This is a genomic window from Stenotrophomonas maltophilia group sp. msm4 (assembly GCF_032025605.1).
Taxonomy (GTDB): domain Bacteria; phylum Pseudomonadota; class Gammaproteobacteria; order Xanthomonadales; family Xanthomonadaceae; genus Stenotrophomonas; species Stenotrophomonas sepilia.
Genome location: NZ_JAVSKK010000004.1, coordinates 26,853 through 50,684, shown reverse-complemented (window position 1 = coordinate 50,684; position 23,832 = coordinate 26,853). Strand labels below are relative to the sequence as shown.

The following is a 23,832-nucleotide window of genomic DNA, read 5'->3' as shown; positions in this document are numbered from 1 at the left end:
CTACCATGCGGGGCAGGGGCCGGCAATGCGCGGCCCCTGCGACCATCGCCCTGCGGCGATGGAGAAAAGGAGACACCGTGATGCGCTTCCATTGCCCTGCTGGCTGGCCTGCACCGTTCACGCGCGTGCTGTTGTTGTGTCTGCTGGCCATGGTCACCCCTGCCTGCACTGCCAGCTCCAGAGCTGACGCAGACGCGCGCCTGCGTGATGCCGCCAGCCGCGGCGATGCCGAGGCGGTGCGCGGCGCACTGGCCGAAGGTGCTGATCTTGAGGCGCGCGATGGCCAGGGCCGCACGGCGCTGCTGCTGGCCACGCAGGGCAACAACGTGGATGCCGCGCGCGAACTGATCGAGGCCGGGGCGGACGTCAATGCCAAGGATGCGCTGCAGGACAGTGCCTACCTGTATGCCGGCGCGCGCGGCCTGGATGAGATCCTGGCGATGACCCTGGCGCACGGCGCCGATCTGCGCAGCACCAACCGCTATGGGGGCACTGCGTTGATTCCGGCCGCCGAGCGCGGCCACGTCACCACCGTGCGCATGCTGCTGCGTGCAGGTGTGGCGGTAGACCACGTCAACCGCCTGCACTGGACCGCGCTGCTGGAAGCGATCCTGCTTGGCGACGGTGGTGAACGCCATGTGCAGATCGTGCAGCTGTTGCTGGAGGCCGGTGCCGACCCGGAGCTGGCCGACGGCGATGGCGTAACGCCACTGGCGCACGCGCGCCAGCGTGGCTATGCCGGCATTGAAACCCTGCTGCGCCAGCACGGCGCGGCGCGCTGAACCGCTACTCCTTCCACCCGCACGCTGGCCGTGCCTACCAGGATGCTGTCCATCATGTTCCGTTCCCGCCCGTTGTCCCTTGCCATCCTTCTTGCGGTGGCGCCGCTGTCGGCATCTGCTGCCGAGCGCGCCGACCTGCTGATCCGCAATGCCATCGTGGTCGACGTCGAGCACGCCAGCGCGCGGGCCGGGCAGAGCGTGGTGATCCGCGGCGAGGACATCGTCGCGGTGGGCCCGGACGCGCAGCTGCGCGGCCAGTGGAGCGCGGCCCGCCAGATCGATGCCAAGGGCAAATACCTGATCCCGGGCCTGTGGGACATGCATGTGCACTTCGGTGGCGGCCCGGCGCTGATCGAAGAGAACAAGGCGCTGCTGCCGCTGTACATCGCGCACGGCATCACCACCGTGCGTGACTGTTCCGGCGATCTGCCCGAGCAGGTGCTGCAGTGGCGTGGTGAGATCGCCAGGGGCACGCTGTTCGGCCCGCGCCTGCTCAGCTCGGGCGCGAAGATCGAAGGCATCAAGCCGGTCTGGAAGGGCACGATCGAAGTGGGTAGCGAGGCCGACGTCGACAAGGCGATCACCCGACTGCAGCACGATAAGGTCGATTTCGTGAAGATCACCGACAGCACGCTGAAGCCGGATCTGTTCCTGTATTCGGCCAGCGCAGCGCGCAAGGCCGGCTTCAAGGCCTCGGGCCACATTCCGATGGCGCTGACGGTGGAGCAGGCGGTCGATGCCGGCCTGGCCTCGATCGAGCACCTGGACTACGCATTCAAGGCCGGCAGCAAGGACGAAGCGAAGATCGCCGCCGACTTCGGCGCCGGCCGCATCGACCGCGCGGAAGCCAATCGCCGCCTCGACGCCAGCTTCGACCGTGACACCGCGATGCACGCCTACCGTGATTTCGCCAAGCGCGGCGTATTCGTGACCCCGACCCTCAACGGTGGCCGTATCCTCGATTTCCTGGACCAGGATGACCACGCCAACGATCCGTACCTGGCCTACATCGGCCCGGGCCTGCGCGCGACCTACCAGTGGCGCGTGGACCGCGCCGCGAAGGCGACGCCGGCACAGATCGAGGCGCGCCACGCGCAGTACCACCAGGTGGCGGCCGTGCTGCCGTTGCTGCAGGAGGCGGGCGTGACGATCATTGCCGGCACCGATGCGGGCTTCCTCAACTCGTTCAACTTCCCGGGCATCGCCCTGCACCAGGAACTGCAGCTGTTCGTGAAGGAGGGTCTGAGCGCGCCGCAGGCGCTGTCGGCCGCAACCCGTTCCGGCCCGGCCTGGTTCGGCCAGATGGACCGCTACGGTGGTGTCGCGCAGGGCAAGGCCGCCGACCTGGTGCTGCTGACCGCCAACCCGCTGCAGGACATCGCCGCCACCGAGAAGATCGACAGCGTGATCCTGCGCGGCAACGTGTATGACCGCGCCGCGCTGGACAAGATGCTGGCCGACACCAAGGCCAAGGTCGCGGCGTGGAATGCAGAGGCGGCGAAAGCTGACTGATTGCGGGGTTGGACGGAATCCACGCATGGCGTGGATCTACCGTACCCTCAGTAGATCCACGCCATGCGTGGATGATGCGGCCGGTGACCTAGCGCGGTGCCGGCCGCATTCCGTGCAGCTGCGGCAACGCGGCCTTCATCGCATCGATGAAGGCGCGCAGCCGTGGCGGCTGCTGGCGCGCGGCAGGAAACACGACGTGGACCGGCAGTGCCGGCGCCTGCCAGTCCGGCAGCAGCTGCACCAGCCGTCCTTGTGCGAGGTCGTCGGCCACCAGCCAGGCCGAGACCACCGCTGCGCCCAGCCCGGCGCGTGCAGCCTGCTGTACCACGAACAGGTTGTCGCTGAGCAGGCGCGGGCTGATCGAAAGGGTATGCGCGCGTCCCTGCGCGTCATGCAGCAGCAGGCGTTCGCGGTAGTAGGTGACCAGCGAGATCCACGGCAGTGACTGTGCCTGTTCCGGCGTGCTGACCGCCGTGGCGTCCACCAGCGAGGGCGCTGCCACGACGATGCGCGGCACTTCCGCGAGCGGCAGTGCAACCATGCGCGGTTCGTCGACTGGGCCCACCCGGACCGCGCAGTCGATACCTTCGGCGATGAAATCCGGGCGCCGATCTTCCAGGATCCACTCCAGGCTCAGCTGCGGGTGCTGGGCGAGGAATGCGAGCATGGTCGGCAGCAGCTGCGCCTGGCCAAAGGCGTGCGGCACCATCACCCGCAGGCGTCCGCGCAGCGTTTCCGGTTCGCCGTTCAGTTCGGCCTGCAGCGACTCCCATTCGTCGACCACGCGCTGCGCATGACGCTGGCAGCGCAGGCCGTCCTCGGTCAGTTGCAGGCCATGGGTGGAGCGCTGCAGCAGGCGCAGGCCGAGCTGCCGCTCCAGTGCCTGCAGGCGTCGGCTGACCGTCGGCTGGGTGGTGCCCAGCTGCAGGGCCGCAGCAGACAGGCTGCCGGCATCGACGATGCGCAGGAAGGTGCGCAGCAGATCCAGGCGATCAGCGCCGGTGGCGAGGTCATTCATGCGTGTGGCGTATGAAGTATATGTGCCAGAGCCTACTACAGACGTTTGGCGAATACAGGCAGGATACGCCCACTTCCTCTACGGGGCTCCCCCATGTCTACCCCCTCGCTGTCTGTTGCGGCCGCACCGGCGACCGTGCCTTCCGCCCCATTGGTGCTGGCAATGGCGGCCGGTGCCGGCTTCTCGGTCGCGTCGCTGTATTACAGCCAGCCCATGCTGGGCCTGATCGCGCAGGACCTTGGCGCCGGTGAGCGCGCCGCCGGCCTGGTGCCAACCCTGACCCAGCTCGGCTACGCACTGGGCATCCTGCTGCTGGCACCGCTGGGCGATCGCTTCGACCGCCGCCATCTGATCCTGTTGAAGTCCGCGCTGCTGGCGCTGGCACTGGGCGCCGCCGCGATGGCCGGGCACCTGCCGGGCCTGTTGATGGCCAGCCTGCTGGTCGGGCTGATGGCAACGCTGGCGCAGGACATCGTTCCCGCCGCTGCGGTGCTGGCACCGGATGCGCAGCGCGGCCAGATCGTCGGCCGGGTGATGACCGGCCTGCTGCTCGGCATCCTGTTGTCGCGGGTGGTCAGTGGTGTGGTGGCTGAAGCGTGGGGTTGGCGCACGCAGTTCGTGCTGGCGGCGGTATCGGTGGCGGCGATGGGCGCGGTGATGGCGCGTGCACTGCCGCGTTTCGCGCCGACCAGCACGCTGCGCTATCCGGCGTTGCTGGGCTCATTGCTGGCGTTGTGGCGTGAGCAGCCGCAGCTGCGACGTGCAGTGGCCAGCCAGTCGCTGCTGGCGGTCGGCTTCAGTGCGTTCTGGTCGACCCTGGCGCTGATGCTGCATGCCCGCCTGGGGCTGGGCAGTGCGGCGGCGGGTGCGTTTGGTATTGCGGGTGCGGCCGGTGCATTGGCCGCGCCGTTTGCCGGCCGTTTCGCTGATCGACTGGGGTGCCATGCGGTGGCACGGCTGGCGATTGCGGTGGCGCTGCTGGGCTTCGGCCTGCTGCTGGCCGAAGGCTGGTTGCCGGCCGCCGCGCTGCTGCCGTTGCTGGTGGTGAGTGCGCTGCTGTTCGACTTCGGCTTCCAGTCGGCGCTGGTGGCGCACCAGACCCTGGTCTACGGCCTGGTGCCGCCGGCACGCAGCCGGCTCAATGCGCTGTTGTTCACCGGCATGTTCATCGGCATGGCCGCCGGCGGTGCGCTGGGCAGCCTGGCGCTGGCGCAGTGGGGGTGGCACGGCGTGGCCTGGCTGGCGGTGGTGTGTGCGGGCGGCAGCCTGGCACTGCGTTTGAAGTAGGGGGTTGTTCGGCAGGGCTTGCAGCCCTGCACCTGCTGGCCGGCAACTTCAACAGCAAAATCAAAAGCGCGCTCTCCGTGGAATGGCGCGGCGGTGTCGGAGTACGGGGACGCTGCAAGTACGTCCCTGTAAGCTTGGCAGCCGCATCCATGCGGCTGACACCCCGCACTCCGACACCGCCCCACCTCTGACAGATTCCGATGGCGGTTGGTAGGTGTCGACCTTGGTCGACACTTCTGTCAGATATCGAAATCAATCAGACCCGCCTTCTGTTGGAATGGTTTGGGTCAGATCCGTTTTCCGGAGGAAAACGGATCTGACCCTGATTATTTCGATATCTGACAGAAGTGTCGACCAAGGTCGACACCTACCAACCGCCATCGGAATCTGTCAGAGGTGGGGCGGTGTCGGAGTGCGGGGTGTCAGCCGCATGGATGCGGCTGCCAAGCTTACAGGGACGTACTTGCAGCGTCCCCGTACTCCGACACCGCCGCGCCATTCCACGGAGAGCGCGCTTTTGATTTTGCTGTTGAAGTTGCCGGCCAGCAGGTGCAGGGCTGCAAGCCCTGCCGAACCCCCTAATCGTGACCGCTGTCGTCCAGGCTGATGATGCCGCGCCGCAGTGCCTGGGTTACCGCATGCGTGCGATCACCCACGCCGAGCTTGTCCATCAGGCTTTTCATGTGCGCCTTCACCGTCTGCTCGGAAATCTGCATGCGCTCGCCGATGCGCTTGTTCGACAGCCCTCCGGCCACGTGCCGCAGTACCTCGGTCTCGCGCGGCGACAAGCGATCTTCCACCACGTGCGCGGCGATGCTGGCTGCCACCGCCGGGGGAATCGGTGCGCGCCGGCCGCCGGCGACCATGCGGATGGTGTCGACCAGTTCATGGCGCAGCATGTCCTTCAGCAGGTACGCGCTGGCGCCGGCCTGCAGCGCCCGCACCGCACGTACGTCACCGCGGTAAGTGGTCAGCACGATGATGCGCGCGCGTGGGTCCAGCGCGCGGATCCGCACGATGGCTTCCACACCATCCAGGCGGGGCATCTGCAGGTCCATCAGCACGACGTCGGGCTGCAGCTGCTGGTAGCGTGCGATGGCTTCCTCGCCATCGGCGGCCTCGCCGAGCAGGCGCAGGTCGGCATGAGCGCCCAGCAGTGCCGCCAGTCCATCACGCAGCAGCGGGTGGTCGTCGACCACCAGCACGCCGATCGGGGCAGGGGACTCAGTCATGGTTTTCTCTACTCCAGGGCCAATGCCAACGCGATCGGCGGCGGTGATACAGCCGCCGGGCCGGGACTGCCAGCGCGACTTCGGTACCCAGCCCGGGGCGGGTCCACAGCCGCAGTTCCGCGCCGAGGCGCTGGGCGCGCTCACGCATGCCCTGCAGGCCCCAATGGCCATGGCCGGCGTTCTCGTCGGCAATGCCGGCACCGTCGTCGCGCACGTGCAGCAGAAAACAACGCGTGCCATAGGACAGTTCCACTTCAATGGCACTGGCATTGGCATGGCGCAACGCATTGCGGATGGCCTCGCGCCCGATCAGGAACACCTCTTCGGCCGCGTCGGCCTGCAGCGGTGGCGTCGCGCCTTCCACGGTCAGGCGCAGGGGATTGATGCCATGCCCGGCGTATTCGGCGTGCACGTCGGCCAGTGCCGAAGCGAGGTCGCGGCCCGCGAACGGCCCCTCGCGCAGCGCATTGACCCGCTCGCGACCCTCGGCCAGGTTGCGCTCGGCCAGCTGCATCGCTGACTCAAGCTGGCTGCGCACCGGCTCTGGTGTCTGCGCTGACTGGCTGATCGCGTGCAGGCGCAGGATCAGGCCCTGGCTACCCTGCAGCAGGGTGTCGTGCAGGTCGCGCGCGATGCGTTCGCGCTCGCCATTGCGTTCCTGCAGGCGCGCGCGGAACAGTGCGGCCAGCTGCCCGCTGCGGATGCGCACCGCCAGCACCAGCAGTGCAAGCACGGCGGCGGTGCACAGCAGCTTGAACCACACGGTCTGCACGAAGGTGGGAGCGATGCGGAAGCTGCGGCTGGCCGGTGCGGTGCTCCAGATGCCGTCCTCGTTGGCGGCTTCCACCTCGAACCGGTAGCCGCCGGGCGCGAGGTTGGTGTAATACGCACGTGTGCTGCTGCCCGCGTCCTGCCAACCATCATCCACGCCCGACAGGCGGTAGCGGTATCGGTTGCGCTCCGGACGTGCCAACGACAGCGCCACGTAATCGATCTGCAGCTGGCTGGTGCCTGCCGGGAGGCGCAGGCCATCGCGTAGCGGCGCGTGCTCGCTGCCATACAGCACCTCGCCGATACGCACGCTGGGAGCCATCGTATTGACGTGCGAGCGGGTGGTGTCCAGCCAGGCCAGGCCCTGGTTGGTGGCCAGCCACAGCAGGCCGTCGTCGGCCAGGGCGGCGGTGGAGATCGGTCCGCTCTGCAGGGCGATGCCGGGCATGCCGTCGATGGCATCGAACAGGCGTGGCGTCACTGGCAGGCCGGAGCGCAGGGCACGGCGCAGCAACCCGCTTTCCATCCGTACCAGGCCACGGCTGCCGTTGAGCCACAGGTGTCCATTGGCATCGGCGACCATGCCGGTGATGCCTTCCAGTACGCCGGCCATGTCGGTGCGCACCGGAACGAACCGGCCGTTGCCCAGCCGTGCCGCCAGCCCCGCTTCGCCGGCGACCAGCAGAAGGTCCCGGTGGTGCAGCATCGCAGTGATCGGCCCTACCGACAGGCCGTCCCCGGCGCCGAAGCTCTCGGTGCCATTTGCACCCAGGCGGCGCAGGCGGCCATCGGCATAGCCGAGCAGCAGCTGGCCATCGGCATCCAGCGCCAGCGATGAGCAGGCCTGCTCTGGCAGGCGGATTTCACGTTGCCACTGGTCATGCTGGTAGTGCAGCACCCCGCGTTCTCCGGCGCAGACCCAGGCCTGTCCGTCATCGGGGAATAACAGGGCATGCAGCGGCTGCCCGGTAAACGGCGCCGGCAGCGGGATCAATGTGGTGCGGCCGGCGACCGTGCGCGCGAGGTTGACCCAGTCGAACTGCCAGATCGACGTGGGTGCTTGGCGCGCGGCGGCCTGCAGCTGCGTGGCGCTGCCATCCAGCAGGGGGCGCCGCAGGTCGTAGGGCTTGAGGTCTTCGCCATAGCCATACACGCGCCCATCGCTGGCCCGTACCAGCGAGCGGTAGGGATCGCTCGGGCCGACCACCAGGGCGTGCACGCTGCGTGCGCGGAAGCGGTTGAGGCCGAGATTGGTGCCGACCCAGAGATTGCCTTCGCGATCGACGATGATCGGCACTGCCGATGTGGCGGTCAGTCCTTGCGGCGAATCGAAGCGTTCCATGCGCGCGGCCCGGGTGCCGTCGAAGGTGATGCGGGCGACGCCGCCGTGCGGGCTCATCGTGGCCCACAGCGCGCCATCGGCAGTGAACTGCAGGCGCGCAGCAACCAGTTCCGGCAACCGCCGCGCCTCACGTTCGCCGGCCGCCAGCAGACCCTGCGCGTTGGCCAGCGGCGAGGTGCCGCGCACCCGATCGGCCAGCCACACTTCACCCTGCGGGCTTTCGGCCAGCGTCGCCATCTGCGAGACCGCGATGCCGGTGTCCTCGAACGCGGTCTGGCCCGCCGCACGCATCCAGATCTTCAGGTCGGCCAGCACCCAGAACCTGCCCCGGCTGTCGTGCAGCACCCACTGCACACGGCGCTCTGGCAGGCCGGCAGCGGCCGGCAGTGGCTGCCAGCGATGTCCGTCAAAGCGGCGCAGCCCGCCATTGATCGCCGCCCAGAGCTGGCCCTGGCGATCCTGGCTGAAGCGTGGGACCACGCCGACCGGCACCCCCTGCTCGCGGCCGTAGCTGCGCAGCTGCCCATGCGTGAACTGGCTGATGCCGGCCTGGAAGTAGCCGATCCACAGCGCACCGCCGGCGGCATGCGCCAGCGTGACCATGTTGGTGGACGGGAACTGGCTGCCGGCGGGCGCCGCCTGCCGTTCGAAGCGACGGCCATCGAAGCGGTACAGGCCCGAGCCGGTAGCCAGCCACAACAGGCCCTCACGGTCCTGGGCAATGTCCCAGATATCGCCCGGCGCGCCCTGGCCGACACGCCAGGCGGTGTGTTCGTAATCGGGCAGCCCGCCGCTCACCGGCGGGCGCTGCACGGCAAAGGCGGGCAGGGAGGTCAACAGCAGCAGGCACGTCAGCAGCGTCGGCAGGCGACGCACGGACGGGAAGGGGCGGCCACGCATGGCGCGCATTCTGGCAGGTGTGGGGCAGTCCGGGGTGACCCGAACGGGGTAGGCGGCGTGCGCCGGCGTCGGCTATCACGCCGGCATGCCCTCCGGAGCCCCGCCATGCAGCGCCTGTTCGTGATGTTCCCCGACCGCGGTCCGGGCATCGGCCTGCTGTGGTTGCGGTTGTGCCTGTCCGCTGCGCTGTTGACGCCCGGCATGCAGGCGGGCGGGTGGTCGGCGTTGTGCCTGCTGGCAGTGCTGATGCTCGTGCTGGGTGCGTTGACGCCGCTGGCGGCGCTGATGGCGGCCGTGGGCATGTTCGCGCAGCAGGCGCCGTGGCCGCAGGCGGTGCTGCCATTGGCGCTGTTGCTGCTGGGCCCTGGCGCCTATTCATTGGATGCGCGGTTGTTCGGGCGCCGCCTGCTCGGCCGTCGGCCTCCCCCATTCGGGTAGGTGCTGGCCTCGACCGACGGGGGTAGGGCATCACGCAGGGGTCACGCACCATGGGGTACCCCTTCGCGGCGTCCCGCATGGCCACCCTCTTCCCGCCTGATCCGCCCGCCGCTTCACTGGCACCGCAACAGGCCGCCGCGTTGCAGCGCGCCCTGCGCTATGTCGATGAGCATCTGTCGCAGCCGCTGCGGGTGACCGAGCTGGCGGCGGCCGCCTGCGTCAGCCGCTTCCATCTGGTACGCCTGTTCCGCGCCGGTACCGGCGCCAGCCCGCTGCGCTATGTCCGCCGCCGTCGCATCGAGCGCGCGCGCGAGCTGCTGCCGGGCGCGCAGCTGCCGATGGCCTGCCTGGCCCAGCAGCTGGGCTTCTTCGACCAGAGCCATTTCGTCCGCAGCTTCCGCGCGGAGACCGGCTGCAGCCCCGGCCAGTACGTTGCCGGCGATGCCGCCCTGTTGCATCCCCTTGATCGTGTTTCCAACGGAGTCCACCCATGAGCCTTGCCACCGCCACTCCCGCCCCGGCGCTGCTGTCGCCGACCGACCACGCCCTGGTGCTGATCGACTTCCAGTCGCAGATGGCGTTCGCCACCCACACCATCGACATCTCCGCGCTGCGCAACAACGTGTCGCTGATCGGCAAGGGCGCCAAGGGCTTCAATGTACCGGTCGTGCTGACCACAGTCGCCGAAGCGTCGTTCTCCGGGCCGATGTTCCCGGAACTGCCGCAGATCTTTCCGGGCCAGACGGTGTTCGATCGCACCTCGATGAACACCTGGGAAGACCAGCCTGTGATCGATGAGATCAACCGCATCGGCAAGCGCCGTCTGGTCATCGCCGGCCTGTGGACCAGCGTCTGCATCGTCGGCCCGGCACTGTCGGCGCTGGCGCAGGGCTTCGAGGTGTATGTGATCACCGATGCCTGTGGCGATGTCAGCGAGGAAGCGCACGAGCGTGCGATTACCCGCATGGTGCAGGCCGGCGCGGTGCCGATGACCAGCGTGCAGTACCTGCTCGAACTGCAGCGCGACTGGGTACGGGGTGAAACCTACGACCTGACCACCGGCATTGCGCGCGACCACGCCGGCGGCTACGGCATCGGCATCCAGTACGCCAAGCGGATGTTCGGTGCGCAGGAAGGCGGGCACTGAGCATGGTTGCCGGCCATGGCCTCGACCTGGCCCTGCTGATGCTGCGCGTGGCGGCAGGAGGCTTCCTGCTGCCGCACGCGCTGGGCAAGCTGTTCGGCTGGTTCGGGGGGCTGGGGCTTTCCGGCTTCACCACCGAGCTGCGCGGTTTCGGGCTGCCGGCAGTGGCACCGTTGCCATTGCTGTTGGCCTTGCTGCAGGTGTTGTCCGGGCTGGCCGTGCTGCTGGGGTGGCAGACTCGCATCGCTGCGCTTGCAGCGGCTGCCTTCATCGGCTTCACCGTGCTGTTGGCCCTGCCCAAGGGCTGGTTCTGGATGCGCGGCGGCAGTGAGTACCCGTTGATGTGGACCACGGTGCTGCTGGCCCTCGCGCTGGCCGGCCCCGGCGCCTGGGCGCTGGACGGCCAACGCTTTCCGGGAGAATTCGCATGAGTCACGATCCCCTCGATCATGGCCGCCGCAACGTGGTGCTGGCCAGCGGCGCCGCTGTTGCGCTCGGCCTGGCAGGTCGCGCCGGTGCCGCAATCGATTCCACTTCCAAGGAGCGTCGCATGAGCACGCTGGTCATCCGCAATGCCCGCATTACCACCCTCGACCCGCAGCAGCCGCATGCGCAGGCGCTGGCTGTACAGGAAGGCCGCATCGTGGCCGTCGGCAGCGACGAGGAGATCATGCGCGGCTGGGGCAATGAAGCGACCTTGATCGACGCCCAGGGCCGGCGCCTGCTGCCCGGCCTCAACGACAGCCACACCCACCTGATCCGTGGTGGCCTGAACTACAACCTGGAGCTGCGCTGGGACGGCCTGCGTTCGCTGGGCGACGCCCTGGACATGCTGAAGGCCCAGGTAGACCGTACTCCCGCGCCGCAGTGGGTCCGCGTGGTCGGTGGCTTCACCGCCGCGCAGTTCAACGAGAAGCGCCTGCCGACGCTGCAGGAGCTCAACGACATCGCACCGGATACGCCGGTGTTCCTGCTGCACCTGTATGACCGCGCACTGCTCAACCGCGCCGCGCTGCGCGCCTGCGGCTACAGCAAGGACACACCGAATCCGCCGGGTGGCCAGATCGTGCGCGATTCGCTGGGCAACCCGACCGGGCTGCTGCTGGCCAAGCCCAATGCGCTGATCCTGTACGCCACGCTGGCCAAGGGCCCGCGCCTGCCGATCGAATACCAGGCCAACTCGACGCGCCATTTCATGCGCGAACTGAACCGGCTTGGCATCACTTCGGTGATCGACGCCGGCGGTGGCTTCCAGAACTACCCCGAGGACTACCAGGTCATCGAGCAGCTGCATCGCGATGATCAGCTGACGGTGCGCATCGCCTACAACCTGTTCACCCAGAACAAGGGCAGGGAAGTGGATGACTTCCGTGGCTGGAGCGAGATCCTGCAGCCGCGCCAGGGCGATGACCTGCTGCGCCACAACGGCGCGGGCGAGATGCTGGTGTTCTCTGCCGCCGACTTCGAACTGTTCAACGAGCCGCGCCCGGAACTGCCGCCGGAGCTGGAGCCCGAACTGCACGACGTGGTGAAGCTGCTGGTCGAGAAGCGCTGGCCGTTCCGCATCCATGCCACCTACGACGAGAGCATCACCCGCATCCTGGATGTATACGAACAGGTCAACCGGGAGGTGCCGTTCGATGGCCTGCACTGGTTCATCGACCACGCCGAGACCATCACTCCGCGCAACATCGAGCGCATCCGCGCGCTGGGTGGGGGTATCGCCGTGCAGCACCGCATGGCTTACCAGGGCGAAGCCTTCGTCGAGCGCTACGGTGTGCAGGCGGCACGGCACACGCCGCCGGTCAGGCGCATGTTGGCCGAGGGCGTGCCGGTGGGCGCAGGCACCGACGCCACCCGCGTGGCCAGCTACAACCCGTGGGTGGCGTTGTCCTGGCTGGTGACCGGGCGCACCGTGGGCGGGTTGGCCCTGTATGGCGAGGAAAACCTGCTCGAACGCGAGCAGGCGCTGCGCCTGTGGACCCAGGGCAGCGCCTGGTTCTCCGGCGACGAAGCAGTGAAGGGGACATTGAAGGTTGGTCAGCTGGCCGACTTCATCCTGCTCTCGGCCGATTTCTTCCGCGTCGACGACGCGCAGATCGCCGACATCACCAGCATGCTGACCGTGGTCGGCGGGCGCATCGTGCACGCCGACGGCGATTATGCTGGGCTGGCGCCGCAGCTGCCGCCGGCGATGCCGGACTGGTCGCCGGTCAACCGGTTCGGTGGTTACCATGTCGGCGGTGCTGCCACCGGGTTGGCAGCTGCCCATCGCCACCATCACGGTGTGGCCTGCAGTACGCATGGTGCTCACGGGCATGCCGCGCAGCATGCGGCGCCCACCGATGACCTGACCGCCTTCTGGGGCGCGATGGGATGCTCGTGCTTCGCGTTCTGAGCCTGGCGCTGCTGTCCGTGCCCTCGCTGGCGCTGGCCTGCGAAGGCGGCCGCTGCAGCGACGCGGGCAACGGCGAGCTGCAGCTGGACGCATCGCTGCGCCTGCGTGGCCTGTACTACGACCCGACCCGGTTCGGTATCGGCGGCGGCGAAGATGGCTATGGCCTGCTGCGTGCACTGGCTTCGGCCACCTATGTGGAGGACACCTGGCAGGCAAAACTGCAGCTGGGCGTGCATGCCGAGAATGGCAAGGCAGGCGGCCCGGGCCGCACCGACCGTGGTGCCTTGGACGTGCAGCAGGCGTACTGGCGCTGGCAGCGCGGTGGCTTCCATGTGCAGCTCGGCCGGCAGGAAGCCGGCTATGGCAGCTCGCGGCTGTTGTCGGTGCGCGATGGGCCGAACATCCGCCTGGCCTTCGACGGTGCGCGCCTGGGCTGGAAGGGGCGGCTCGGCACGCTTGACCTGATGGCCCTGCGGCCGGTCGAGAACCGGCCGGGTGCCTTTGATGATCGCAGCGAACACGGTGCGCACCTGTGGGGTGCCTATGCCACCGCGGCACGCGGGCAGGGCGTGGGACAGTGGGATCTGTACCTGCTGGACTACCGCCGCGACGGTGCGCGCTTTGCGGCGGGCTCCGGAACCGAGCGCCGGCAGACCCTCGGTGCACGCTGGTTCGGCCAGGTTGGTGCACTGGACTGGAACAGCGAGCTGGTGGCGCAGGGCGGTGAGCTGCGTGCCGCCACCGGCACCCTCGACATCCGTGCATGGACGCTGGCGACCGACACCGGCTGGCGCTGGAGGGATGTGCCGCTGCAACCGCGCGTGGGCCTGAAGGCCGACGTCGCCAGTGGCGATGGCAACCTGCACGACCGGCGATTGGGCACCTTCAATGCACTGTTCCCGAAATCGGCCTACTTCAGCGAGGCCAGCCTGCTGGCCCCGGCCAATCTGATGGACCTGCAGCCGACCCTGGCCCTGCGCCTGCACGATGCGGTGACGACGGAACTGGGCGTACAGATGGCCTGGAAGCATCGTCGTGCCGATGCGGTCTACACCACGCCGGCGCCGCTGGTGGCGTTGCCGGGCAGCGCCGGTGGCGCGCGCCGCATCGGCACCCAGTACAAATCCGAAACCCGCTGGCAGGCCAGCGAACACTGGCAATGGCAGCTGCAGCTGGCCTGGGTCGACGCCGGTCCTGCACTGAAGCAGGCTGGAGGCCAGGACACGCTGTTCGCCTCGATCGTTGGAGCATGGCAATGGTGAACGCAACCGCGTCGCAACCCCCCGTACAGGCCGCAGGGGCCTGGTCCCCGCTGAAGATCCAGATGTTCCGTTCGATCTGGCTGGCGATCCTGGCCAGCAACATCGGCACCTGGGTCAATGATGTGGCCGCCGCCTGGGTGATGGCCGAGCGCACCGGTTCGCCGTTGATGGTGGCCCTGGTGCAGTCGGCCACCACAGTGCCGATCGTGCTGCTGGCGCTCGCTGCCGGCACCCTGGCCGACATTGTCGATCGTCGGAAGTACCTGTTGGCGACCCAGGGCTGGATGCTGCTGGTGGCCGCAGCGATGGCTGCGTTGACCGCGATGGACCTGCTGACCCCGCAGTTGCTGGTGCTGCTGACCTTCTGCATGGGCTGCGGTGCGGCGATGGCAATGCCCGCGCAGGCCGCCATCGTCCCCGAACTGGTGCCGCAGCCGATGCTGGCCTCGGCGGTGGCGCTGAACTCGATCGGCATCAATATCGCCCGTTCGATCGGCCCGGCCATCGGCGGCGTGATCGTCGCCCAGCTGGGTGCGGTCTGGGCGTTCGGCTTCAATGCCATCACCTTCGCCGCAATGCTGTTCGTGGTGTGGGGCTGGAAGCGCGACCCAAAGCAGTCGAGCTTGCCGCCGGAAGGCTTCGGTGCCGGATTGAAAGCGGGCCTGCGCTACGCCAGCCGTGCCGGACGGCTGCAGGCGGTGCTGATCAAGTCGGTCGGCTTCTTCTTCTTCGCCGCGGCAATGAACGCGCTGTTGCCGGTGGTGGTGCGTGGGCAGATGCAGGGTGGGGCGGGGCAGTACGGCATGCTGCTGGGCTGCATCGGCATCGGTGCAGTGGGCGGTGCGTTGCTGCTGCCGAAGCTGCGCGCACAGCTGGATCGCGACCTGCTGGTACTGCTGGCGACGTTGTCGCTGGCCCTGAGCCTGGTCGGGCTGGCGCTGACCCGCAGCTGGTACGTGCTTCCGGCGGTGATGCTGGTCAATGGTTTTGCGTGGATCACCGTGCTGTCGTCGCTGCAGATCGCTGCGCAGACTGCGGTTCCGGCATGGGTACGTGCGCGTGCGCTGGCGCTGTACATCATGGTGTTCTCTGCCGGCATGGCCGCCGGCGGCCTGAGCTGGGGCGCGCTCGCTCAGCGCACCTCGCCCGAACTGGCGTTGCTGGTGGCAGCGGCCGGTGCGGTGATCGGCGGATTGCTGGTGTGGCGCGTGCGCATCGCCGGCACCGAGGACCTGAACCTGCGCCCGGCCGGGCACTGGCCGGCACCCGAGCTGTCGGTGCCGGTGTCGAACGATCGAGGCCCGGTGTTGGTCACCATCGAGTACCGCATCGATGATGCTGATCGTGCCGCGTTCCAGGCGCAGATACGCGCGATGGGATCCATCCGTCGTCGCGACGGTGCGGTGGTCTGGGGCGTAGTCGAAGACGTGGCAACACCGGGAATCCACCTGGAGTATTTCGTGACCCCGTCATGGCTGGAGCACCTTCGCCAGCACGAGCGCATCACCGCCGACGACAAGGCGATCCAGGAAGAACTACGCGGATTGCATCGGGGAGAGCGCGCGCCGGTGGTGCGCCACTTCGTGGGTGGCCATGATCCGCTGCCCGCCTCCGTGCCACATCACCATGCCGACATCTGAGCCGTCGCGGGTAGAGCCGGCCGCTGGCCGGCTGTGCAGGATCGCGAAGGATTGATCGGGGTGCCGGCCTGGGGCCGGCACTACCGAAGGGGCGGCGGTTGACCTGCCAGTGGTAGAACCGGCCGCTGGCCGGCTGTGCAGGATCGCGAAGGATTGATCGGGGTGGCCGGCCCGCGGCCGGCGCTACCGAAGCGGAGGCGGTTGACCTGCCGGTGGTAGAGCCGGTCGCTGGCCGGCTGTGCAGGATCGCGACGGGTTGATCGGGTTGCCGGCCAGCGGTAGAGCCGGCCGCTGGCCGGCTGCGCAGGATCGCGATGGATTGATCGGGTTGCCGGCCAGTGGCCGGCACTACCGAAGTGGCGGCGGCACCGTTGCGGCGCCGCCGCGATACCTCACTTGCGTGCGAATGCCAGCAGGTCGGCGTTGAACTGGTCGGCGTGGGTGATGGTCAGGCCATGCGGCGCACCGGCGTACACGTTCAGTTCGGCATCCTTGATGATCTGCGAGGACAGCTTGGCCGAGGCATCGAACGGCACGATCTGGTCGTCATCGCCGTGCACGACCAGCGCCGGCACGTCGATCTTCTTCAGGTCCTCGGTGTAGTCCACTTCCGAGAATTCGTGCACGCAGTCGTACTGGCCCTTGACGCCACCGAGCATGCCCTGCAGCCAGAACGCATCGCGCATGCCCTGGGTGACGTTGTTGCCATCCCGGTTGGCGCCGAAGAACGGGGTGGTCAGGTCCTTGAAGAACTGCGAACGGTCGCCGCCGGTACCCTTGCGGATACCGTCGAAGACCTCCAGCGGGGTGCCGGCGGGGTTGCCAGCGGTCTTCAGCATCAGCGGCGGCACGGCGCCGACCAGCACCACCTTGGCCACGCGCGCGCTGCCGTGGCGGCCGATGTAATGGGCCACTTCACCGCCGCCGGTGGAATGGCCGACCAGGATCGCGTCCTTCAGGTCCAGCGCTTCGATCACCGCGGCCAGGTCATCGGCATAGGTGTCCATGTTGTTGCCATCCCAGGTCTGGCTGGAGCGTCCGTGGCTGCGGCGATCGTGGGCGACCACGCGAAAGCCGTTCTGGCCCATGAACAGCATCTGCGGATCCCAGGCATCGGAAGACAGCGGCCAACCGTGGGCGAACACGATCGGCTGGCCGGTGCCCCAATCCTTGTAGAAGATGCGGGCGCCATCGGCGACGGTGACGAAGTTGCTCATTGCAGGTTCCTTGGCGGAAGGGAGGGAAGGCTTCGGCAGGATGCCGGTGCCTTCGGCAGTACAGCGCAGGCGCAGGCGACCGACTTGCACGGCTGTGCTGGATTGCATCGGATGTGACGCGTATCGCTCTGGCAGGACGGGAGCCGTATGCCGAGGATGAGCGCAGCCCGCCACAGGAACGCACGGATGCCCGCCATGCGATGGTCGCTGATGCTGTGCCTGCTGCTGCCCATTGCAGCGCCGGCACAGACCCATGTCTACAAGTGCGTTGATGGACCGCACCCGGTCTACCAGCAGACACCCTGCCAGGGGCGTGCCGCATGGCGCTGGGACGTGCCCGCGGAGCAGTCATTGTCCCGCGGCGCTGTGGCGCCAGCGGCCTCGACACCGAAGCCATCGCCGCGGCAACGGCGCGCGGCGCGGGCGCACGGTGCGCTGATCACGATCAGCACGGATGCGGCGGCCTGCGAGCGTGCCCGGCGTCATCGCGAGCAGGCGTTGCTCAAGCGTCGGCGCCTGGATTTCGTGCAGCGCCGGCAGCTGGATGACGCGGTCTACGGCGCCTGCCAGTGACGCGGGGACGCTGAAGTGCCGAAAACGACAACGGCGCCATAGGGCGCCGTCGCGTGGAGTACCGTGAGTGCAGCTCTCAGCGACCGTTGCTGGCGGCCGCCGGTGCGGGCACGCTGTCCGGCTTGGGCAGGCTCAACTCCGGGTTGCCCTGTTCGGCCTGCAGGATCTGGATGCGGCGCTGCAGGGCGTCCAGCTGGCTGTTGGTGCTCTGCACGTCGGTGCTGAGGCTCACGGCCTGCTGCTGGGCCTGCTGCAGGGCGGCGCTGACCTGGGCCGACTGCGCCTGCTGCTGTTCCATTTCCTGCTGCAGGGTACGCAGGCGTTCCTCGTTGTAGGCCACCAGGCGCTCGGTGTAGCGCTTGCCGGCTTCAAGGCGGGTGGTGTCGATGTAGACCTGGGCCAGCTGTTCGGACTGCTGCGCGAAGGTGCGGTAGACGCGCTCGGCGTTGTCCACCGCATCGGTCTTGATCACCCGCCAGAAGTTCTTCTCCTGGAACAGGGCGACGTAATAGGTCAGGGTGTTGGCATTGAACAGCAGGCTGGCGCCGTAGTTGCCGTTGTAGGTGGTGCGCAGCTCGGTCAGCTGGCGCGAGTCCATCAACTGCTTGAGTTCGTCCACGGTATTGCGCACCACCGGCGCGCTGCGCGCCGGTTCGGCTGCCGCCTCACGGTCGCCACGTGCAGCCATCGCTGCCGGTGCCACCAGCATCATGACCACGGCCAGCACTGCCGCGCTGCGCGCGTGCCGGGCAAAGACCGCGCCCCCTGAAGTTTCTCGCATGTCTAGACCATCCACGGATGAGTGTGGGTTGATATGAAGGTGGTTCCCCGCCGGGAGTCTAGCATGGGTGTGGGCGCCGCCAAGGGCGCCCGTCACGGGTCAGTAGACCAGCTGTGCGGCGCTGCACTGGATCGACTGCACGTTGACGTCGGTCCGGCCCAGTTCAAGGCCCAGCACGCTGGCCAGCAGGTTGGTCAGCAGGGTGCCGACACTGTTGAGCACCGGCCGCAGTGCGGCCAGGATCGGCTTCAGCACGGTGCACAGCAGGCCGCTGCAGCTGACGCTGCCATCGGGGTTGGTGACACCCGTTCCCCCCGCACCATCGAGAAAGCCGACCGGTGCGGTCTGGATGTACGACGCCAGATTGTTGCGCACGCAGCCGTTGTAATCGATCAGGTTGCCGAGCAGGCTGTCGCAGCGGTTGATCAGCAGGCCGCCGACCAGCGAGCCAAGCAGGCCATCGAGCAGGCCCAGGCCCTGGCCGGTGACGGTCGTCCTGTAACCGGTCCACACCGAACCGTCTTCCCAGCAGGTGGTCAGGCCCAGCAGGCAGGGCTTGGGGACGCCATTCTTCACCGTCCAGTTGCCCAGCGGGGCGAGATTGCGTGCCGGATCGCCATCGCGCAGCAGCGGGATGACCTGGTCGACGTTGTAGCGTCCGCCAGTCGGAAAGGCCGCCTGCAGGTAGCGATCGGCCAGCGCCTTGGCGGTGTCGTTGGCGTTCATGCCCTGCTTGGGCGAATTGAGCATGCCCGACAGCACCCGTAGCAGTTCGTTCACCAGGCTCGACACTGCGTCACCGATCGCGAGCGGGTTGAACCGGGTCGAGCCGGTCTCACCGGCGGCCAGGGTCAGGGTCTGCGTGCTGGTCAGGGCAGGCAGGGTAATCCTGTCGTTGATCAATGGTTGGCCCAGCAGCTTCAGCAGCTGTTCGTCCTGCAGCGTGGCGTCGCAGACATTGGCCTTGGAGAAGCGCTGTGCAGGGTCGACATTGCCGACGCAGGCGCGCAGCACCGACGAGTCCACCTGGATCGTGGCCTTGGGTGGATTGCCGCCGCACTGGATGCCGGTCAGTGTGCCCATGCCGTTGGCCACGTCGACGTGCAGCGGCAGGTGCAGGCGCGTGCCAAGCAGGTTCAGCAGCGGCCCCAGCGCGAACAGGTTGTTGCTGTCCACGTCCGCCATCAGCCGCACCTGCGCGTTGTAGGCACGGCTGCCGACACCGCCGATGGCGATCGATGGCGGCTCGACCACGCCTGCCTGGATGCTGATGCCCAGCAGGTCCAGTCCCTTGACCGCCACGCCGTTGCCATCGTTGGCGATGGAGATCGCGGTGCTGATCAGGTTGAGCACGTTGATCTGTGACTCCAGTGCGCTGCCGACGGTGCCGTCGGGCGAGACAACTTCGGCAAACAGGCCACCGCCGCCGGACTGGCTGCCAAGCACGATGTTGAGCTTGTTGATGTCCAGCTGGGTGGCAACCAGATCGGACAGGGCGCGCAGCTGCACCCCCACTGCGGAGTCACGGCCGACCACGGTGGCGGTGGCATCGACCAGCTGTGCCAGCGAAATCTTGTTGACCGACAGCAGGCGATTGAAGTCGGCTACGCTGAGGTTGGCGCTTACCGGTATGTTGAGCGCTTTCAGCAGGCCTGACGGAGTCACGTTGGCCTGCGCCAGGCCGTCATAGGACAGCACCGTGGCATTGGTGACGTCCAGGCCAACCAGGCGCAGGGTGGACAGCAGCACTGAATCGCCATTGGTCCTTAGCAGCTGCGAGCCGACCGCAAACACCGCGGTGGGTTCGGCACGGCGCGCCACGGCCTGCACGCTCACGGTGGGCAGGCCGGAAGTCTGCCCGAAGAAGGGCAGCACGCTGCGCTCGGCGATCACCTGAACGGCATTGCGGGGATTGCTGGCATCGACGCTGGTGACGAAGCGGGTGCCGGTGCCACGGCTGGCGCTCCAGTTGCCGCAGCGGATCTGCAGGGTGCCTGCGAACCCGTTCTGGGCCACCGCATTCTGCCGGGCAGCGCTGTTGTCGCTGTTGTCCGGGCTGCACAGCTCCAGTCGCTGTGCGCCGGCCAGAGCGGCAAGGTCGGCCACCTTCTGCGCATCACGCTTGGCCCAGAACAGATAGCCGATCTCGATCAGGCCCAGCATGGCCAACAGCGCCAGCATGACCAGCATCATCGTGACCGACATGCCGCCGCGTGCGCGGCTGAAACTGAACTGGCGTGGGCGTTTCATGGCCGACCTCAGCGTCCGGAGGAGGAGGCGTCCTTGGACCGGGAGACATCGGTCTCAAAGAAGTCCGGGATCTCGTGTTCAAAGCTCTTCAGGTAACGCGCATAGCTCAGCGTGGCCTGGTCACCCAGGATCGGCAGCCGTTGGCCAGCCTGCTGCCCGGAGGCCTGCAGGCGGAACAGATTGCGGGTCGCCTCGCCGCTGGGCAGGCGCGCGCGCGGTGCGGCGGGCGATGCTGGTGCGACGTCGTTTGCGACGGTTGCCGGTTGCGCGCCGGTCACCTCGGCGGATGCGGCCGGTGCGGCCAACTCCACGGTGGGGAGCGGTTCGGCCTGCATGGGCACCGTGGCCGCTGGCGACGGCGAGGGGCCACCGAGCATCTGTCCGGTCAATGGCTGTTGCTGCGCCTGCACGGCACCGGCAACAAGCAGGCAGCACAGCACGGGCAACAGGCGTCGGATCTGGCGCATCGTGGTCATGGTGTGCTTCCGGTCGGGTGGTCGGTGGCGCTGAAGCGTTCCAGCATCGAGGGTGGCAGGCGCTGCGGATCGCGTTGGTCGCGCGGGTCGCGGTGGGGTTCGCCCGCCAGCCGTGCGCCGCCCGATGCACGAGCGCCACTCTCGACGCTGGCCGTATGTGCAGGTGTGGCTGCGTTGGCGGCAGCAGCGGCCTGTCGTTGCTGCAGGCGCGTCCGGATCTGCTGGGCCTGCTGCTGGATGCTTCGGCGCGTTTCCTCGTTGAGGCTGGCCTGTGCCGATAGCCGCTCCGCCGTGGCCTGGTCGCCGCGCAGTACCGCCCAGAGTGCAAGGTTGGCCGTTGCCTTGGCGTTGCCCGGTGAAAGCTCCAGGGCCTTGGCCAGCGGCTCGCGGGCCTGATCGAACCGGCCGGCACGCAGCCGTGCATAGCCCAGGTCGCCAAGGTAGTCGGTGTTCAAGGGCTGCAGCTGCGTAGCGCGCGCCAGGGCCTGTTCGCTGCCGGCATCGTCGTCGCGACGTGCGGCGATCAGGCCCAGGCCATGTGCCGCAGCGGCGGCCTGCGGCCCGCTGGACAGCTCGCGATACAGCGCGACCGCCGCGTCGGTCTGCCCGGTCTCACGCAGTGCGTCGGCCTGCAGCAGGCGCAGGGCAGGACGATCACCATAGCGCTGGCGGAAGGCCTCCACATGGGCCAGCGAGGCATACCAGGCGCCCTGCTGCTGCATGCGTTCGATCAGCTCCAGATAGGCGTTGCGGCTGTCCTGCGGATCGGGTTCCGGCGGCGCAAGGCTGGGCGCCCGCACATACTTCGGCGTGGTCGAGGCGCAGCCACTGGCCAGGGCGGCGAGGGTGACGGCAAGCAGCAGGCAGGAGGTGTGCAGGGGAGGCATCAGGGGGATCCCATCTTGGACAGGGTGGTGGCCAGCGCGACCAGCGCCGGGCCGGCAAGCACCAGCATCAGTGCCGGCAACAGGGTCAGCATCATCACCACGGTCATCTTCACCGAGAGCTTGCCGACCTTTTCCTTCAACGCGTTGCGGCGCTGTTCGCGCAGGCGGAGGCTGAACTGGCGCAACGGCTCCTGCACTGCGCCGCCGTGCGCATGCACCTGCAGGATCAACTGCATCAGGCTGGCCAGGTCATCATCGGCGTAGACCTCGCTCAGCCGCCGCAATGACTGCGCGCGCGTGCGGCCATGGGTATAGGCCACATTGGCTTCCTGCAGTTCGCCGCCGAGTACCGGCAATGCATCGCGCAGCTTGTCGCCCAGCGTCTGCAGGCTCTGGTCCATGCTGAAGCCCACGCCCTGCAGCAGGCGCAGCAGGTCGATCAGCAGGGGCAGCTCGTTCTCGACCGCACGGCGGCGGCGCTTGACCCACGACGACAGCACGAACTTCGGCAGCAGCAGCCCGGCCGCCAGCGCACCGATCACCACCATCACCTTGGCAAGCCCGTGCGCGCTGCTGAACGCCAGCGCCAGCGCCAGCACCAACAGGGCAAGCAGCAGGCGCAGGCCGAGATAGATCGCGGTGCCGCGGCGCGTGTTCCAGCCAGCCAGGTCCAACAGCAGCTTGTCTTCGTTGGCAAGCAGTGCGGCCTCCAGGCGGCCGCCACTGAGCGAGCGCCCGAAGCGCTCGATCCAGCCCAGTGAGTCGCGGCGCGTGGCCTCGGTGTCGCGGCCTTCTTCACGCGGCTGAAGGGCGGTTTTCAGTGTGGCTGAGGTGCGGTGCTCGCGATGGCTGCGCACCCAGCCGGCGATACCGAGCAGGGCGACGCCGGCTGCCAGCACCAGCAGCGAAAGGGCGAACCAGGCGCTGGCGCTCATCGGGCACCTCCGGGGCGGCTGCGGGCGGTCATAGCGATTTGGCCAGGCGGTACAGCAGGAACGCCCCGAGCAGTTCCAGGCCCAGTGCGATCAGCAGGATCCTGTGACCGAGCGGGTCGTGCAGCACCGGCTGGAAGAACGCCGGGCTGGAGATCGCCATCAGCACCGCACTGGCGGGTGGCAGCAGCCCCAGCACCCAGGCCGACATCCGTGTTTCCGAGGTGGTGGCCGCCAGTTCCTGCTGGGCCTGTTCCAGGTCGCGCATGAAATCGCCCATGCGTTGCAGGATCTGGTCGGCGCGGCCACCGATGCGCACGCTCACGCCGATCACCACTGCCAGCACCTTCAGTACGTCCATCCGGTACGGCTGCGCGGCCAGGCTCAATGCACGATCCAGGTCCATGCCGCTGCGCGCATAGCGCACCGTGGTGTCGAGCAGGCCGCGCAGTGGCGCGCTGGTCTGCATCGAAGACACCTGGAACGCGGCCTGCAGGCTGTTGCCCAGCGCGGTGAGGCGGACCAGGTTGTCGAGAAAGTCCGGCATCTGGTGCAGCAGCTGCGCGCGCAGCTTCGTGATCCGGCGCATCACCCACAGGCAGCAGCCCAGCAGGTACAGCAGCAGGGTCAGCGGAAACATCCAGGCCGTGCCCAGCCGCATCGCCGCCACGACCGCAAGCACCAGTCCCGGCACCAGCAGCATCAGTGGCAGCTTCCAGCCCGGCTGAAGGCCGGCGCGCTGCAGGACACCGTCCCACGGCAGTACGCGGGTCCCAGTGCTGGCCGGGCGGGTCGAATCGTTGGCCGCCGCAACGGCAGGCCCGGCCGGTACCGCGCCGGCCGCGCTGCCGCGCGCCAGTTGTTGCTCGGCATGCTGCAGCGAGGCCTGGCGCTGCTCACGGCTGGCGGCGGTGCCCCATAGCCAGACGGCCAGCGCCAGCAGCACCGAGATGATGCTCAACACGCCCAGCAGCAGGCCGGTGCCCATGC

At 68.2% G+C, this 23,832-nt stretch carries 21 protein-coding genes; 11 read left to right on the top strand and 10 right to left on the bottom strand.

What is annotated here, in order from left to right; genetic code table 11:
• Positions 1 to 80 precede the first annotated feature (80 nt).
• Positions 81 to 782, top strand: a complete 702-nt coding sequence (locus ROV93_RS18620; RefSeq protein ID WP_072167482.1) for an ankyrin repeat domain-containing protein — start codon at positions 81 to 83, stop codon at positions 780 to 782.
• Positions 783 to 836: 54 nt separating this feature from the next.
• Positions 837 to 2,294, top strand: a complete 1,458-nt coding sequence (locus ROV93_RS18615; protein ID WP_072167483.1) for an amidohydrolase family protein — start codon at positions 837 to 839, stop codon at positions 2,292 to 2,294.
• A gap of 88 nt (positions 2,295 to 2,382) precedes the next feature.
• On the opposite strand, the gene ROV93_RS18610 is transcribed toward ROV93_RS18615, so the two are convergent.
• Positions 2,383 to 3,312 (bottom strand): LysR family transcriptional regulator, encoded by a 930-nt coding sequence (locus tag ROV93_RS18610; RefSeq protein ID WP_005417015.1) that lies wholly within the window; start codon positions 3,310 to 3,312, stop codon positions 2,383 to 2,385.
• Between the two features lie 93 nt (positions 3,313 to 3,405).
• Between ROV93_RS18610 and ROV93_RS18605 the strand changes: the two genes are divergently transcribed.
• Positions 3,406 to 4,599 carry an MFS transporter gene (locus ROV93_RS18605; protein WP_072167484.1) on the top strand — a complete coding sequence of 398 codons (1,194 nt, stop codon included), beginning with the start codon at positions 3,406 to 3,408 and terminating at the stop codon, positions 4,597 to 4,599.
• Between the two features lie 578 nt (positions 4,600 to 5,177).
• Here the strand turns inward: ROV93_RS18605 and ROV93_RS18600 are convergent.
• On the bottom strand, positions 5,178 to 5,831 hold the full coding sequence (locus ROV93_RS18600) for a response regulator transcription factor (protein WP_069138296.1): 654 nt from the start codon (positions 5,829 to 5,831) through the stop codon (positions 5,178 to 5,180).
• On the bottom strand, positions 5,824 to 8,853 hold the full coding sequence (locus tag ROV93_RS18595) for a sensor histidine kinase (RefSeq protein WP_180890642.1): 3,030 nt from the start codon (positions 8,851 to 8,853) through the stop codon (positions 5,824 to 5,826). Before ROV93_RS18595 ends, ROV93_RS18600 begins: the two co-directional genes overlap by 8 nt.
• Before the next feature lie 96 nt (positions 8,854 to 8,949).
• Between ROV93_RS18595 and ROV93_RS18590 the strand changes: the two genes are divergently transcribed.
• The 7 genes from ROV93_RS18590 to ROV93_RS18560 all read left to right on the top strand — a co-directional run bounded on the left by ROV93_RS18590 (position 8,950) and on the right by ROV93_RS18560 (position 15,726).
• Positions 8,950 to 9,282 carry a hypothetical protein gene (locus tag ROV93_RS18590; protein ID WP_072167486.1) on the top strand — a complete coding sequence of 111 codons (333 nt, stop codon included), beginning with the start codon at positions 8,950 to 8,952 and terminating at the stop codon, positions 9,280 to 9,282.
• A gap of 50 nt (positions 9,283 to 9,332) precedes the next feature.
• Positions 9,333 to 9,776, top strand: a complete 444-nt coding sequence (locus ROV93_RS18585; protein ID WP_180890641.1) for an AraC family transcriptional regulator — start codon at positions 9,333 to 9,335, stop codon at positions 9,774 to 9,776.
• On the top strand, positions 9,773 to 10,429 hold the full coding sequence (locus tag ROV93_RS18580) for a hydrolase (protein ID WP_312540750.1): 657 nt from the start codon (positions 9,773 to 9,775) through the stop codon (positions 10,427 to 10,429). Before ROV93_RS18585 ends, ROV93_RS18580 begins: the two co-directional genes overlap by 4 nt.
• Before the next feature lie 2 nt (positions 10,430 to 10,431).
• Positions 10,432 to 10,857, top strand: coding sequence for a DoxX family protein (locus ROV93_RS18575; RefSeq protein ID WP_072167488.1), 426 nt, complete (start codon positions 10,432 to 10,434; stop codon positions 10,855 to 10,857).
• A gap of 119 nt (positions 10,858 to 10,976) precedes the next feature.
• Entirely contained in the window at positions 10,977 to 12,824 is a 1,848-nt protein-coding gene (locus ROV93_RS18570; RefSeq protein WP_176698778.1) for an amidohydrolase, read from the top strand.
• Positions 12,803 to 14,086, top strand: coding sequence for an alginate export family protein (locus ROV93_RS18565; protein ID WP_072167490.1), 1,284 nt, complete (start codon positions 12,803 to 12,805; stop codon positions 14,084 to 14,086). Before ROV93_RS18570 ends, ROV93_RS18565 begins: the two co-directional genes overlap by 22 nt.
• A complete protein-coding gene (locus tag ROV93_RS18560; RefSeq protein ID WP_072167492.1) occupies positions 14,080 to 15,726 on the top strand; it encodes an MFS transporter in 1,647 nt (548 codons plus the stop codon). The genes ROV93_RS18565 and ROV93_RS18560 overlap by 7 nt, the downstream gene beginning before the upstream one ends.
• 392 nt (positions 15,727 to 16,118) lie before the next feature.
• Here ROV93_RS18560 and ROV93_RS18555 read toward each other — a convergent pair whose 3' ends face one another.
• On the bottom strand, positions 16,119 to 16,943 hold the full coding sequence (locus ROV93_RS18555) for an alpha/beta hydrolase (RefSeq protein WP_072167493.1): 825 nt from the start codon (positions 16,941 to 16,943) through the stop codon (positions 16,119 to 16,121).
• Between the two features lie 186 nt (positions 16,944 to 17,129).
• Here ROV93_RS18555 and ROV93_RS18550 point away from each other — a divergent pair, with 186 nt between their 5' ends.
• The gene (locus ROV93_RS18550; RefSeq protein WP_072167494.1) at positions 17,130 to 17,516 is read left to right on the top strand and encodes a hypothetical protein; all 387 of its coding nucleotides are present in this window, start codon (positions 17,130 to 17,132) and stop codon (positions 17,514 to 17,516) included.
• 76 nt (positions 17,517 to 17,592) lie between these two features.
• On the opposite strand, the gene ROV93_RS18545 is transcribed toward ROV93_RS18550, so the two are convergent.
• The 6 genes from ROV93_RS18545 to ROV93_RS18520 form a co-directional block, all read right to left on the bottom strand.
• Positions 17,593 to 18,297 (bottom strand): DUF2968 domain-containing protein, encoded by a 705-nt coding sequence (locus tag ROV93_RS18545; protein ID WP_151355019.1) that lies wholly within the window; start codon positions 18,295 to 18,297, stop codon positions 17,593 to 17,595.
• Between the two features lie 99 nt (positions 18,298 to 18,396).
• The gene (locus ROV93_RS18540) at positions 18,397 to 20,547 is read right to left on the bottom strand and encodes a TadG family pilus assembly protein (RefSeq protein WP_072167496.1); all 2,151 of its coding nucleotides are present in this window, start codon (positions 20,545 to 20,547) and stop codon (positions 18,397 to 18,399) included.
• A gap of 8 nt (positions 20,548 to 20,555) precedes the next feature.
• Positions 20,556 to 21,023 (bottom strand): DUF3613 domain-containing protein, encoded by a 468-nt coding sequence (locus ROV93_RS18535; protein ID WP_072167497.1) that lies wholly within the window; start codon positions 21,021 to 21,023, stop codon positions 20,556 to 20,558.
• Positions 21,020 to 21,910, bottom strand: coding sequence for a Flp pilus assembly protein TadD (locus tag ROV93_RS18530; protein WP_072167498.1), 891 nt, complete (start codon positions 21,908 to 21,910; stop codon positions 21,020 to 21,022). Before ROV93_RS18530 ends, ROV93_RS18535 begins: the two co-directional genes overlap by 4 nt.
• On the bottom strand, positions 21,910 to 22,845 hold the full coding sequence (locus tag ROV93_RS18525) for a type II secretion system F family protein (protein ID WP_069138312.1): 936 nt from the start codon (positions 22,843 to 22,845) through the stop codon (positions 21,910 to 21,912). Before ROV93_RS18525 ends, ROV93_RS18530 begins: the two co-directional genes overlap by 1 nt.
• A gap of 28 nt (positions 22,846 to 22,873) precedes the next feature.
• Positions 22,874 to 23,830, bottom strand: coding sequence for a type II secretion system F family protein (locus ROV93_RS18520; RefSeq protein ID WP_072167499.1), 957 nt, complete (start codon positions 23,828 to 23,830; stop codon positions 22,874 to 22,876).
• Positions 23,831 to 23,832: the final 2 nt, after the last annotated feature.

What these genes read in the sequence shown, in the direction of transcription:
- ROV93_RS18620 (WP_072167482.1), top strand. Translation starts at nt 81, where the DNA reads ATGCGCTTCCATTGCCCTGCTGGCTGGCCTGCACCGTTCACGCGCGTG.
- ROV93_RS18615 (WP_072167483.1), top strand. Translation starts at nt 837, where the DNA reads ATGTTCCGTTCCCGCCCGTTGTCCCTTGCCATCCTTCTTGCGGTGGCG.
- ROV93_RS18610 (WP_005417015.1), bottom strand. Translation starts at nt 3,312, where the DNA reads ATGAATGACCTCGCCACCGGCGCTGATCGCCTGGATCTGCTGCGCACC.
- ROV93_RS18605 (WP_072167484.1), top strand. Translation starts at nt 3,406, where the DNA reads ATGTCTACCCCCTCGCTGTCTGTTGCGGCCGCACCGGCGACCGTGCCT.
- ROV93_RS18600 (WP_069138296.1), bottom strand. Translation starts at nt 5,831, where the DNA reads ATGACTGAGTCCCCTGCCCCGATCGGCGTGCTGGTGGTCGACGACCAC.
- ROV93_RS18595 (WP_180890642.1), bottom strand. Translation starts at nt 8,853, where the DNA reads ATGCGCGCCATGCGTGGCCGCCCCTTCCCGTCCGTGCGTCGCCTGCCG.
- ROV93_RS18590 (WP_072167486.1), top strand. Translation starts at nt 8,950, where the DNA reads ATGCAGCGCCTGTTCGTGATGTTCCCCGACCGCGGTCCGGGCATCGGC.
- ROV93_RS18585 (WP_180890641.1), top strand. Translation starts at nt 9,333, where the DNA reads ATGGGGTACCCCTTCGCGGCGTCCCGCATGGCCACCCTCTTCCCGCCT.
- ROV93_RS18580 (WP_312540750.1), top strand. Translation starts at nt 9,773, where the DNA reads ATGAGCCTTGCCACCGCCACTCCCGCCCCGGCGCTGCTGTCGCCGACC.
- ROV93_RS18575 (WP_072167488.1), top strand. Translation starts at nt 10,432, where the DNA reads ATGGTTGCCGGCCATGGCCTCGACCTGGCCCTGCTGATGCTGCGCGTG.
- ROV93_RS18570 (WP_176698778.1), top strand. Translation starts at nt 10,977, where the DNA reads ATGAGCACGCTGGTCATCCGCAATGCCCGCATTACCACCCTCGACCCG.
- ROV93_RS18565 (WP_072167490.1), top strand. Translation starts at nt 12,803, where the DNA reads ATGCTCGTGCTTCGCGTTCTGAGCCTGGCGCTGCTGTCCGTGCCCTCG.
- ROV93_RS18560 (WP_072167492.1), top strand. Translation starts at nt 14,080, where the DNA reads ATGGTGAACGCAACCGCGTCGCAACCCCCCGTACAGGCCGCAGGGGCC.
- ROV93_RS18555 (WP_072167493.1), bottom strand. Translation starts at nt 16,943, where the DNA reads ATGAGCAACTTCGTCACCGTCGCCGATGGCGCCCGCATCTTCTACAAG.
- ROV93_RS18550 (WP_072167494.1), top strand. Translation starts at nt 17,130, where the DNA reads ATGCCCGCCATGCGATGGTCGCTGATGCTGTGCCTGCTGCTGCCCATT.
- ROV93_RS18545 (WP_151355019.1), bottom strand. Translation starts at nt 18,297, where the DNA reads ATGCGAGAAACTTCAGGGGGCGCGGTCTTTGCCCGGCACGCGCGCAGC.
- ROV93_RS18540 (WP_072167496.1), bottom strand. Translation starts at nt 20,547, where the DNA reads ATGAAACGCCCACGCCAGTTCAGTTTCAGCCGCGCACGCGGCGGCATG.
- ROV93_RS18535 (WP_072167497.1), bottom strand. Translation starts at nt 21,023, where the DNA reads ATGACCACGATGCGCCAGATCCGACGCCTGTTGCCCGTGCTGTGCTGC.
- ROV93_RS18530 (WP_072167498.1), bottom strand. Translation starts at nt 21,910, where the DNA reads ATGCCTCCCCTGCACACCTCCTGCCTGCTGCTTGCCGTCACCCTCGCC.
- ROV93_RS18525 (WP_069138312.1), bottom strand. Translation starts at nt 22,845, where the DNA reads ATGAGCGCCAGCGCCTGGTTCGCCCTTTCGCTGCTGGTGCTGGCAGCC.
- ROV93_RS18520 (WP_072167499.1), bottom strand. Translation starts at nt 23,830, where the DNA reads ATGGGCACCGGCCTGCTGCTGGGCGTGTTGAGCATCATCTCGGTGCTG.